The sequence below is a fragment of the Jeotgalibaca sp. A127 genome (assembly GCF_052266745.1).
Taxonomy (GTDB): Bacteria; Bacillota; Bacilli; order Lactobacillales; family Aerococcaceae; genus Jeotgalibaca.
Window position 1 is genome coordinate 47,269 of record NZ_JBQPRC010000006.1, and the last position, 12,143, is coordinate 59,411.

Consider the following 12,143-nt stretch of genomic DNA (forward strand, 5'->3'; position numbering starts at 1 on the left):
CCTGTTAAAAAGGGGAACGGTATTTTTTCTTGTCTAAAATTAAGAGGATAATGAGTGAGGCAACTGAGGTGGCGATTCCAACCCATAGGTAAGGTGTTCTATATGTTAATCGAACAGAATGGTTACCAGGCGGGATGTCAACTGCAAGCAAGCTATCGAGTACTGCGTATGTTTCACTCGGTACACCATCAATTGAAACAGACCATCCTTTGGAATAAGGGATAGTAAACATTAAAACACTTGAAGTGCTATCTGCCGTTACATTTCCTTCAATATTTGTTTGACTAAACGAATCAATAGTCATTTGATTATCTTCTATATCTGCCATAACTTTATTGAATTGGGATAAATTTAAACGGAAGAGATTTAAATCCCTTAAGGTTAAAAGATCTTCTTTCAATTCAATCGAAAACTGGACTGATTCGTTCTCAGACCCGCTTGCCAGGTTAAAAATTTGATCCGTCCGATAGGATTTGTAATAAGGGAAAGATTCGCCGTTTAACCTAAAATCGGCATTGTCTTCGTCAATACGGGAATCCAGAACGAGATAATAAGGTTCTTCAGACTGGGTTGTGAACTGTAATTCGATGAAAGCAGGTTTATCCAGATTTTCCTTAGTATAGGTTTTATTGATTTCTTCATTACCCCCGGTGGCGATGTTTTGAGTGATGATACTATCAATATTTTCTTTTGTAAAGAAAGGTTCATTAACATTTTCGGAATAGAGTGCCCGCATAATTTTTTCTTGATTAGCCATGGGCTGGCCATCCAGCAATTCTACTGTTTTCATTTTTGTTGGGACTGTAAACCCTAATGAAAAAGCATTGGGGTTTTCGTAAGTTTTAGTTCGCAATGATTCAGAATAGGGGTGATAGTGTGCAAAATCCGGTCGGTTGGCATTCGGGCGGATATGATAATAACTGTCATTATCAATTAAATCATCAGATATAGGTTTATTTTCTGCATAGTAGCGAACGCCAAAAAAAGCATCAGTAATTAGTGTCCCGGTAGAATAAGAAATGACAAAGCTACTTTCTGGAAAACCTAAACGTCCAAACAGAGCAGGGACTTCTGCTTCAAATGTTGAACTGAAATGAGAAACACTGGGATAATTAGCTTGGAAACTATCGTTTTTAGACCGCTGAAAAGTCTTCTCTATGCGATAAAACTCATCTTCACCTGGTTTGATGTCATCTAACATATTATTGAGAACAGATTGGTAGTCATTCAAGGGCGCCATATCTACATATCCCAAACGAACTAAATCAATGGTAGCATTTGCGCTCATCTCGATAACGGTCATAACCAACATGACAAGTGGCAACCAATTATAGTCTGTTTCACGGAGCAGAAAGAGAACAAGGAAAAGAACTAAAAACAAGGCGGTCACCAGTACTTGTAGAGGTTCCAGAAAAGAGAAGTTTTTTTCTAAGACATAAAAGGCACTTGCTGTTTGACCAACTAAGAGCGTGATTGCGAACCAAAGAGGAAATTTTTTTGTTTGGTTCATACTCCGAAAGCCGTTTAGGATAAAAAAGAAACAAACTACGAATGAAAAACGGTACGGATACCAAGCTGGATTTTGAAAAGCATGCCAAGCTTTATTCAAAATATCGACATTCATCGAAAATATAAAAAACAGCGTCATGGCTAGAGCTGCGAGACGTTCTTTCCATGCAAATTTTGGATTAATTAAATAGTACAAAAAACTCACCAAAGCAACGGTTCCAATAAAGATGTTTGGTAGCCCCGATGGAAGTTGGTCAAAATCGAAAGCACCAATATAAAATTTCGAAAGTATCTCAGGAAAAGGATACTTGAAACGCCAATCTAAAATTTCACTCGTATGTGAAGCTTTTCCACCCAATAAGGAAACAAAGTTAGGAATTAATGAGAAAGCTGCAGTTCCAGCTCCTAATAAGGAATAAATGGAAAATTTCCAGAAACGATTCCAGTAGAATTTGGCTCTTTCTTGAGAATGAAGTTCTGCAGTATATTTCTGTTTCATTAAAGCAAAGGGGAAATAAAGGATCAGGAATAAACAAATCATATAAGTAAGATAGTATTGGGAAAATAAGGCAAGCCCCAGTGTCAAACTATAAAAATAACCACGTTCTCCATCAACTATTTTTTCCAGACCCAGAACAATGAGAGGCAGGAATACAAGACTATCCAGCCACATAACATGTAATTGATTAACGATGACATATCCCATTAAAGCGTAAGATAAGGAGAATAAGGGTACCAATAAATCTTTTCCTTGAAACTTTTTCAATAATAAATAGCCAAACGAGAGTCCAGAACTGGCAATTTTTATTAATATTAAAAGGGTGATACCCACCGGAAGCAAGCGTTGCGGGAATAAGAGCATTAAAATATTAAACGGGCTATTTAAATAATAGGACCACAAGCCAGTCATCTCACCTCCGATTCCTTTTGCAAATGAATAAAAGAGCGCTTGGGGTTCGTTTAAAAGTGTATGACGATAATAACTAAAAAAGTCGACATACTGCTGGGCCAAATCAATGGTTAGCAAGGTTTCCTTTCCCGCGGGATAGACACCCATGGCCATATAAATGATAGTCATAATAATAAAAGGTAAACCAAAGGATAATAACAATAACATCTTTGGGCTATATTTAGATTTCAGATTTAGCGACATGACATAGTTCCTCCTCAGACAGTTGCACTTACATTATAAAATAACATAGTAAAGAAAGTTTTGCATTTTCGAGTTACCGTTGAATTGAATCATCTTTTTGATATAATAGGGTATTGAAAATGAAAGAACCAGGAGTGTGTATATTGGATAAATGGAACCGCGAAAGTAACAAATTAAAGTCGCATATACCTTTTCGATTGAACTTGCTGTTCTTCATTGTTTTTATCCTTTTTTCGGCAATAATCGTCCGTTTGGGCTATTTACAAATTATCCGTGGAGAAGAATTTGAAGCAATTGTAAGGAGAACAGAAACAACTACTATAACGCAAACGGTCCCTCGTGGTCTTATATATGATCGTAACGGCAATGTCCTTGTTGGAAATGAAGCACAACATTCAATCACCTATACACGTGGAACCAATGATAGTGCCTCGTCAATGGCAGAAACGGCTACGATGCTTGCGGACATGATCTCTGTTGATACAGAAGGAGTAACCGAGCGGGACAGAAAAGATTTTTGGGCCGCCAATAATCGCGAAGTACTTTTGGATAGGTTAACGGAAGAAGAAAAATTACTTTCCGGTGCCGAAGTTTACGAAGTGGAACTATCTAAAATAACCGCAGATGACATCGCCTTTTCTGAGAAGGAAATGACTGCAGTGGCAATATTTAAAAGTATGAATAGTGCTACTTCATTGACAACAGTAAATATTAAAAATATGGATGTTACTGATCAGGAGTTAGCTGTCGTCAGCGAGAATTTAACCAGTCTCAATGGTGTAGAAGTTTCTAAAGACTGGACCCGTGTCTACCCAAATGGTGAACTATTGGCAACTATTTTTGGCGGTGTAACCTCCGAAAAAACGGGGATACCGACCAATTTGGTGGAAACTTATTTAGCAATGGGTTATTCGCGTAATGATCGAGTTGGAAATGCCTATTTAGAGCAACAATATGAAACGGTATTGCGTGGTACAAAATCCCGCTACGACACTGTTACGAACCAGGATGGGGATATTGTTGCGACGACCCAGACTTATGAAGGCAAACCAGGAGACAATCTGATATTGACAATTGATATCGAGTTCCAAAAAGAAATCGAAAAAGTTGCAACTGACTTTTTGAAAAGTCGTCAAGATACGTGGAATGATCGTGTGTATATCGTTGCACTGGATCCCAGAAACGGTGACGTCATTGGAATGACTGGGAAGAAGATTGATGCAACTACTGGAGAAATATCAGACAGTGTTCATGGTGTTCTGAATGAAAACTTTATTGTTGGATCCAGCATGAAGGGGGCAACCGTCCTGACGGGTTACATGTCGGGGGTCATTGACTTCGATAACAATGTTCTTTTGGATGAACCAATGACGTTTCAAGGTTCCCCTACAAAATCTTCTCTTTTTAATCGTACGGGACGTGTTGAACTCGATGACATTGGAGCGTTGGAGAAATCATCTAACGTTTACATGATGAAAATTGCCATGATGATTGGTGGACAAAATAATTATAGCCATGAAATTCCTTTATCAATAGATCCTGACTATACACTTGAGACTTTACGTGCTCATTATGCGCAATTTGGACTTGGTGTAAAAACAGGTATAGATTTGCCGTTTGAATCCACGGGGTACTTGGGAATTCCACCAAATTCCGGAGCGATTCTTGATGAATCATTTGGCCAATTCGATAACTACACGGCTATGCAGTTAGCACAGTACGCCGCGACAATCGCCAACAAAGGAACGCGTTATGCGCCGCGTTTAGTGAAAGAAATTCGGGGAACGGAAAGTGATGGAAGCCTAGGAAAAATTGAAATGGCAAAAGAACCATTGATCATGAATCAAGTTAACGTTGATCCTGAGGCATTTGAACGTGTTCATAAAGGCTTTTGGGCAGTAACGCACGATTTTGGAAGTCGTTCTTATAATAACTTCGGTAATTATCCAGTTGGAGTCGCAGGGAAAACAGGTTCCGGGGAATCCTTCTACCAGGGAGAAGTTGAGAAAATAATCAATGAACCAACGACTAACTCTACTTATGTGGCATTTGCACCTTATGAAGACCCGGAAATAGCCGTAGCTGTGATTGTACCGTACATTCGTGATGAATCGGTACTTCCAGCTGGAGATATCGTAAAAGCAACCTTGGATGCTTATTTTGGATTTTAGATAACTAAAACGCCACTCCTCATAGTTAGGAGTGGCGTTTTATTATTGTAGGGTTAAAGTATCCAGGATTTCTGTGTCGGACATTTCTTTTGAAAGTTCATAAGTACCATACTGAATACTATTCAATAAGCCATGTTCTTCAAGGTATGTTTGTGCTTCTTCAGGGTCTTCAATCAAACCAATTGTATAGAGGTTCTCGATTACGACCGATGAAGGCTCACCTTCATTCACAATAAATTCAAAGGAATCTCTTTCATCAGATTCTTCCTGAGAATTTCCAGATTCTGAAGATTCAGCTTGAGATGATGATTGACTCGATTCTATTTCACTATTATTAACCGTTCCTGGTCTAGCTTCTTTCGTTGAGGAAATACTTGATTCGATAGAGGATTCGACCGCTATAGCAGATTCAGTATCCTTGGTTGTTCCAACGTTACCAACTAGCTGGAACAACGTCATGATGAGCGCAGAAAGAAAGAATCCCAAGGCCAGAAAACGTAATTTATCTTTTTTCATGATGGTTCCTTTCTATTGTTCCTCTTTTAGTGAGTCTTGATGGTTATCAATTACTAATTCGACTGTTGTTTCCGGCAAGGAAAGTTGTTCTGCAATCTCGTCGAATGTTTTACCTTTTTTGTATAGAGACAGAACTTGTTGTTTAGTAACGTCACTAAGTTTTTTGACGGTGATCGATTGATCCTCCGTTTCTGTATTTCCCAACGCTTTTTCTAATTGCGAGACGCGTGTCTTTAAAATATGCATTTCTTCTGTCATTTGGAGTGTAAATTCTGCTACTTCGGTAATTACTCCATCATCATCTTCCTTTACAAAGAAAGAAACAACTAAAAGGATAATTGCTAAAGCAAATAAGACGATGACAATTGGCCATAATTCCATTTTTTCACCTCAATTCTAAACGTTTAAATCACTTCTAATATTCTAATACGCTAAATTACTTTGTGCAACTGCAAGTTTCTCTTTTTTTTCCAGGGGAAAGTGTGTATAATAATAACAGTTGTGATTAAAGACTGGCTATTTAGCTTGGGAAATGATACAATGCAACGTGCAAGAAGAACTAGTATTCTTCAATTTTCTTATGTTTGGAGGTTAGAAAAATGAGACTTAACATTACTTTAGAATGTACGGAATGTAAAGAACGTAATTATCTTTCTAAGAAAAACAAACGTAACAACCCAGATCGTTTGGAATTCAAAAAATACTGCCCACGTGAAAGAAAAGTAACTCTTCACCGTGAAGTTAAATAACAACAGGTCCTCCTGTTGTTTTTTTATTACAAAAAGAAAGGGGTTTCTTGTTCTTGATGAAAAAAGATATGCGACAATTCATATTAGAAAAGTTAACCCACCTTACTGATAGTGAGAGAAATAAGTACGATTCAAATTTGTTGGAACAGCTTGTATCGAGTGAAGAATGGAATAATGCTCAAACGATAGGGGTAACACTTTCCCGTCACCCAGAAGTTGAAACGCAAGCAATTATTCAAAAAGCCTGGTCTGCGGGGAAGGATGTCTTTATTCCTTATAGTGGGAGGAATAGGCAATTATCTTTTTATCGTTATAGCCCTGAGACTGAATTGGAATTAAGTCGTTTTGGATTAATGGAACCCAAAATCCGGACCACGGAGCAACCAAAAGCGGGAATAGATTTGTTGATTGTTCCAGGTCTGGCTTACAATGAAGCTGGCTATCGTGTTGGTTTTGGCGGTGGTTATTATGATCGTTATTTGGCCGATTATGAAGGGGCAACCTGTTCGCTTTTATACCCATTCCAATTAGATGAGCGGGTTAATCCATTAGTGGAACCATTCGATATACCTGTAAAGAAATTGTTCATAGCCTGGAGATGAACTATAATGGCCATAGGTTAACTGGGAGGGAAACTTATGAGAAATATAAATTTTCGCAATTATTTTCGAAAGAACCAACCAATTGTAACGTATGTTTTTTTTGCAATTCAAATACTGGTCTTTATTGTCATGTCTTTCGATGGCGGGACAACCAACATTTACACTTTAATTAAATATGGTGCTAATTTCAGTCCAGCCATTATAAGCGGCGAATGGTGGCGTTTCGTTACACCGATATTCATCCATATTGGTTTCACTCATATTCTGATGAATAGTATTACTCTCTATTATTTAGGGAGCCAATTAGAGTGGATTTATGGAAGTTGGCGCTTCTTTTTACTTTATTTATTAGGTGGCATCATGGGTAACGTGATGAGTTTTGGTTTTTCTGCGTCCGTGTCAGCAGGTGCAAGTACCTCATTGTTTGGTCTATTCGCTGCCGCAGTAGTCTTGGGCAGGATTTATCCCCATAACTACACACTGCGTAGTATGGCACAAGGATTCCTGATACTTATTGTATTAAACTTCTTTACTGGTTTTCTTTCTTCCGGAATTGATAATTGGGGTCATTTTGGTGGCGCCATAGGAGGAGCCTTAGCAGCCTTCTTCATTGATGTACCAAATTTAGCGCCTGTGGCTAACAGTACGCGATTAAAAGCGGCACTTGGGTATATCGCTTTATTAGTTATGTTTATAGTGATTGGTTTTATGCGTTTTAAATAATATAAGATACGGTAATTTTAGGAGGCTTGAATCATGACTAAAAAAATCTTGGGTATCGATTTAGGTGGTACCTCTGTAAAATTTGCAATCTTAACCCAAAATGGAGAAATTCAACAAAAGTGGAGTATTGGAACCAATATTTTAGATAATGGTACTCATATTGTTCCCGATATAATCGAATCCATTCAACATCGCATGGCATTATATGGAATGACAGCTGATGATTTTCTGGGTATCGGGATGGGATCACCTGGAGCTGTCCACCGGGGAAATGGAACCGTTTATGGTGCATATAACTTAAACTGGAAGCAAATAGTTGAAGTTAAAGAACCGATAGAAGAAGCAACTGGACTTCCTTTTTTCATCGACAATGATGCAAACGTGGCAGCGTTGGGAGAAAAATGGCAAGGCGCAGGTGCGGATGATGATAATGTGGTTTTCGTAACGCTTGGAACGGGTGTGGGTGGTGGTGTTATAGCCAATGGTCAGCTTGTTCATGGTGTTGCAGATTCTGGGGGAGAAATCGGGCACATTACAGTTGACCCTAAGCATGGATTTGATTGCACGTGTGGGAAAAAAGGCTGTCTTGAAACGATTGCTTCAGCATCAGGCGTTTTAAATTTAACCCGTAAATTCTCCGAAGAATATGCAGGAGCATCTGAGTTGAAACAAAGGGTGGATGATGGTGCGGAGATAACTTCCAAGGAAGTTTTTGATTTAGCTAAACAAGGTGATGATTTAGCTGAAATGGTTGTTGAAGAATTTGCTTATTATCTAGGCTTGGCTTGTAGTCACCTTGGGAACATCCTCAATCCCAAATTCATCGTTATCGGTGGGGGCGTCTCTAACGCAGGAGAGTTTCTGCTCGAGAAGGTACGAAATAACTTTTCCGAATTTTCGTTCCCGAATGTTCGAGAAACAACACATATTAAAATTGCAGAATTAGGCAATGATGCAGGTGTCATCGGGGCGAGTTATTTAGTGAAAACAGGTGTTATAAACTGAAAAATTAGAAAATCATAGATTAATATCTTAAATTTGTGTAGAATTAAGAGGTATTGTTTATGGAAGGATGGGAATAAGTCGTTATGAATGGTTTTGATATTTTTTCTATTATTTTATGGTCTGGTTTAATCATTTATGGAATCTTTTGGCTTTATCGCTTTATTGAAGGTAGAAGAGCCGCTAAAGTCTTGACTCCTGAAGAATTCCGTCAAGATATGCGCAAGGTTCAAATTGTTGACGTTAGGGAATCCCCAGAATTTGAAGCGGGTCATATCTTGGGAGCACGTAATATTGCTTTTTCGCAATTCAAAGAACGTTATCTTGAACTTCGTAAAGATCAACCTATTTATCTTTATGACCAACGTAATATTGTCTCAGGTCGTGCTGCAGCAATTTTGAAGAAAAAAGGCTACACAAATATCTATGCACTCAAGGGTGGATACGATAATTGGGATGGTAAAATCAAAAAAGGTAGATAATAAATAAAAAGCCACTGTCCTTCTTCTAAATAAGGACAATGGCTTTTATTTTTAATTGTGAAAAAACACGCAAGTGAATAGGTGTAATATGCTATACTACTACTATCTATTAGGCAAAAAGGAGTGTTTTGATGAAACTCGAAGAAGTAATGAAGATATTGCAAGAACAGATGAAAGTCGCTGTTTTTGCTACTGTTGACGAAGATGGTAAGCCGCATGCCCGCCATGCCCATATTGGAGTCGCCAATGAGCAAGGCGTCTTTTTCATGACTCATCCTAAAACAAATTTTTATGCACAATTATCACAAAATCCAAATATTGCTATAACGGCAATGTCTGAAGAAGGCTATTTAGTGCAAGTCATCCGGATTGAAGGGAAAGTCCGTAAGGTAGACAAAAGTATGCTGAAGGAACTATTGCAAGACAATCCTTATGTAAAACATGTCTATCCAGATGAATCTGAACGCCAAGGTGCGCAAGTATTCCAACTGTATCAGGGAGAGGGTTTTTACCACAGCTTAACCCAAGGGCACCGCTACGTTTTCAGTATTGATGCTGAGTAAAATAAAAACCAATTACCTTTAGCTAACAAGGTAATTGGTTTTTTTACATTTAGAATGACAGCGGGAGTTATAGATTGAAGAAAAGTGAATACAGAACTGAAATGAACATACTACCAACCATTGCTAATACCATTAGCCAAATGATAATCTTTGAAAATTTACGTGTCTTGGAAGTAGTCGTGTTTGTTTTTTTTGCCAAACGAATTCCCACCTTTATTTAATTTCATAATTAAGTCTACAGGATTCTATGAAAAAAGTAAACATTTCTCAATTTTTGTCATTTGATTTTAAACTTTACTTCCCATTTTAAGGCTTTTTTGATAGGATTATCCTTAGAGTAGAATGTGTTTATCGTGAAGGGAGTATTAAATATGTCTAAACAACAAATAGGTGTCGTAGGTATGGCCGTTATGGGTAAAAATCTTGCCTTAAATATTGAGAGTAGAGGGTACTCAGTATCCGTTTTTAACCGTACAGGATCCAAAACGGAAGCAGTCATTAAAGAGAATCCGGATAAAAATCTGGTACCTACTTATACGATTGAAGAATTCGTGGATTCATTAGAAAAACCAAGACGTATTTTGTTGATGGTAAAAGCTGGAGCCGCTACTGACAAAACGATTCAATCGTTATTGCCTCATTTAGATAAAGGAGACGTATTGATTGATGGTGGGAACACTTTCTACCAAGAAACAATTCGTCGTAATAAAGAATTGGAGAACTCTGGTGTAAACTTCATTGGAACGGGTGTATCGGGTGGAGAAGAAGGCGCATTGAAGGGACCTTCCATTATGCCGGGCGGACAAAAAGAAGCTTACGAATTGGTAGCCCCGATTTTAGAAAAAATAGCTGCTAAAGCTGAAGATGGTACGCCGTGTGTAGCATATATCGGTAATGACGGTGCTGGACATTATGTAAAAATGGTTCATAACGGCATTGAGTATGGCGATATGCAATTAATTGCAGAATCTTACGACTTAATGCGCAACTTCTTGAAAATGAGTGTAGAAGAAATTGCTGCAGTATTTAAAGAGTGGAGCGAAGGTGAACTAGACAGCTACCTAATTGATATTACAGCTGACATCTTGACAAAGTATGATCCAGAAACAGAGAAACCGATGGTCGATGTTATCCTTGACCGTGCTGGTAATAAAGGAACTGGTAAATGGACTTCACAAAGTGCGCTTGACTTGGGTGTTCCACTTCCTTTAATTACAGAATCTGTATTTGCCCGTTTCATTTCCGCATTGAAATCTGAGCGTGTAGCTGCAAGTCAGATTTTGCCTTCAGTAGAAGAGCAACCTGCAGTTGATAAAGCAGAATTTCTGGAGAGCATTCGTCAAGCTTTGTATTTCAGCAAAATCATGAGCTACGCACAAGGTTTTTCACAAATGCGTTTTGCAAGTGAGGAAAATGACTGGAATCTGCAATATGGCGAAATCGCTAAAATTTGGCGTGCAGGTTGTATTATTCGTGCCCGTTTCCTTCAAAATATTACAGATGCATATAATAAAAACCCTGAATTAAACAACTTGTTGCTAGATGAATATTTCACTGACATCACGAAAGAGTACAACAAATCTGTTCGTAAAGTTGTTGCAACGGCAGTTACAGCAGGTATTCCGGTACCGACTCTCTCATCTGCAATTGCTTATTTTGATTCTTATCGTGCAGAAACACTTCCTGCTAATATTATTCAAGCACAACGTGACTATTTCGGTGCCCACACATACGAACGTACTGATAAATCAGGCGCTTATCACTTCGAATGGGATCAAGAAATAGAAGTTCCACAAGACTAATCATTGCCCTCAAAACAGCGGATGGCATCAGCCGTCCGCTGTTTTTTTGAATGTTTATGATTCTGATACGAATTTCATTGGAAATGTGTTAGAATGAAAACAGAATTTAATTACAAACGTATAATATTTATTGAGATGAAAAGGGAGACTTCTATGGAGAAAAAAGAGAACCAACGTATTTTGATCATTGAAGACGAAAAGAATCTGGCCCGTTTTATTGAATTGGAATTAAAGCACGAAGGTTATGAAACCGAAATTTGCTACAATGGCCGTACAGGCTTGGAAGCTGCTTTAGATTCAGATTGGGATTTGATTCTTTTAGATTTAATGTTACCGGAATTAAACGGTATTGAAGTATGCCGCCGTCTACGACCGATTAAAAATGTTCCAATTATTATTATGACTGCGCGCGATTCAGTTATTGACCGTGTATCAGGTCTTGATCATGGGGCAGATGACTATATTGTCAAGCCATTCGCAATCGAAGAGTTATTGGCTCGTATTCGGGCTTTGTTGCGTCGTATCGACATTGAAGAAGAACAACGTAAGGTAAAACAGACAACAGTCTCTTACCGCGATTTAGTTATCGAAAAAGAAAATCGTATTGTTAAGCGCGGTGAAGAGCAGATTGAGCTTACAAAGCGTGAATACGAGCTGTTGTTAATCTTGATGGAAAATATTAATGTCGTTTTATCCCGTCAAGTGCTCCTCAACAAAGTTTGGGGTTACAAGTCTGAAGTTGAAACAAACGTTGTCGATGTCTATATCCGTTATTTACGTAATAAAATAGACGTTGCAGGAAAAGATAGCTACATCCAGACAGTTCGTGGTACAGGTTACGTAATGCGCTCTTCGAACTAGAATAAATAGG

The 12,143-nt window shown here is 38.3% G+C and carries 13 protein-coding genes; 9 read left to right on the top strand and 4 right to left on the bottom strand.

Going from position 1 to position 12,143, the window contains the following annotated elements; genetic code table 11:
* Positions 1-4 precede the first annotated feature (4 nt).
* Complete coding sequence (locus ACTVAI_RS07625; RefSeq protein ID WP_443472949.1) at positions 5-2,662, bottom strand: YfhO family protein; 2,658 nt, start codon at positions 2,660-2,662, stop codon at positions 5-7.
* Between the two features lie 134 nt (positions 2,663-2,796).
* Between ACTVAI_RS07625 and ACTVAI_RS07630 the strand changes: the two genes are divergently transcribed.
* On the top strand, positions 2,797-4,833 hold the full coding sequence (locus ACTVAI_RS07630) for a penicillin-binding transpeptidase domain-containing protein (protein WP_443486349.1): 2,037 nt from the start codon (positions 2,797-2,799) through the stop codon (positions 4,831-4,833).
* A gap of 42 nt (positions 4,834-4,875) precedes the next feature.
* On the opposite strand, the gene ACTVAI_RS07635 is transcribed toward ACTVAI_RS07630, so the two are convergent.
* The gene (locus ACTVAI_RS07635) at positions 4,876-5,349 is read right to left on the bottom strand and encodes a hypothetical protein (protein ID WP_443486318.1); all 474 of its coding nucleotides are present in this window, start codon (positions 5,347-5,349) and stop codon (positions 4,876-4,878) included.
* A gap of 12 nt (positions 5,350-5,361) precedes the next feature.
* Positions 5,362-5,730: a DUF6115 domain-containing protein gene (locus ACTVAI_RS07640; RefSeq protein WP_443486319.1), complete on the bottom strand. Its 369-nt coding sequence runs from the start codon at positions 5,728-5,730 to the stop codon at positions 5,362-5,364.
* Positions 5,731-5,948: 218 nt separating this feature from the next.
* Between ACTVAI_RS07640 and rpmG the strand changes: the two genes are divergently transcribed.
* The 6 genes from rpmG (at position 5,949) to ACTVAI_RS07670 (ending at position 9,470) form a co-directional block, all read left to right on the top strand.
* On the top strand, positions 5,949-6,098 hold the full coding sequence (rpmG, locus tag ACTVAI_RS07645) for a 50S ribosomal protein L33 (protein WP_443472952.1): 150 nt from the start codon (positions 5,949-5,951) through the stop codon (positions 6,096-6,098).
* Between the two features lie 56 nt (positions 6,099-6,154).
* Entirely contained in the window at positions 6,155-6,700 is a 546-nt protein-coding gene (locus ACTVAI_RS07650; RefSeq protein WP_443486350.1) for a 5-formyltetrahydrofolate cyclo-ligase, read from the top strand.
* Positions 6,701-6,736: 36 nt separating this feature from the next.
* Positions 6,737-7,423 carry a rhomboid family intramembrane serine protease gene (locus tag ACTVAI_RS07655; RefSeq protein ID WP_443486320.1) on the top strand — a complete coding sequence of 229 codons (687 nt, stop codon included), beginning with the start codon at positions 6,737-6,739 and terminating at the stop codon, positions 7,421-7,423.
* 33 nt (positions 7,424-7,456) lie between these two features.
* Positions 7,457-8,428, top strand: a complete 972-nt coding sequence (locus ACTVAI_RS07660; protein ID WP_443486321.1) for an ROK family glucokinase — start codon at positions 7,457-7,459, stop codon at positions 8,426-8,428.
* 83 nt (positions 8,429-8,511) lie between these two features.
* Entirely contained in the window at positions 8,512-8,907 is a 396-nt protein-coding gene (locus ACTVAI_RS07665; protein ID WP_443472955.1) for a rhodanese-like domain-containing protein, read from the top strand.
* A gap of 131 nt (positions 8,908-9,038) precedes the next feature.
* The gene (locus ACTVAI_RS07670) at positions 9,039-9,470 is read left to right on the top strand and encodes a pyridoxamine 5'-phosphate oxidase family protein (RefSeq protein WP_443472956.1); all 432 of its coding nucleotides are present in this window, start codon (positions 9,039-9,041) and stop codon (positions 9,468-9,470) included.
* Positions 9,471-9,537: 67 nt separating this feature from the next.
* On the opposite strand, the gene ACTVAI_RS07675 is transcribed toward ACTVAI_RS07670, so the two are convergent.
* On the bottom strand, positions 9,538-9,669 hold the full coding sequence (locus tag ACTVAI_RS07675; RefSeq protein ID WP_443472957.1) for a DUF4044 domain-containing protein: 132 nt from the start codon (positions 9,667-9,669) through the stop codon (positions 9,538-9,540).
* Between the two features lie 172 nt (positions 9,670-9,841).
* Here ACTVAI_RS07675 and gndA point away from each other — a divergent pair, with 172 nt between their 5' ends.
* Both gndA and ACTVAI_RS07685 read left to right on the top strand, forming a co-directional pair.
* Positions 9,842-11,272: an NADP-dependent phosphogluconate dehydrogenase gene (gene gndA, locus ACTVAI_RS07680; protein ID WP_443486322.1), complete on the top strand. Its 1,431-nt coding sequence runs from the start codon at positions 9,842-9,844 to the stop codon at positions 11,270-11,272.
* 153 nt (positions 11,273-11,425) lie between these two features.
* Entirely contained in the window at positions 11,426-12,133 is a 708-nt protein-coding gene (locus ACTVAI_RS07685; protein WP_443472959.1) for a response regulator transcription factor, read from the top strand.
* The last annotated feature ends 10 nt before the right edge of the window (positions 12,134-12,143 follow it).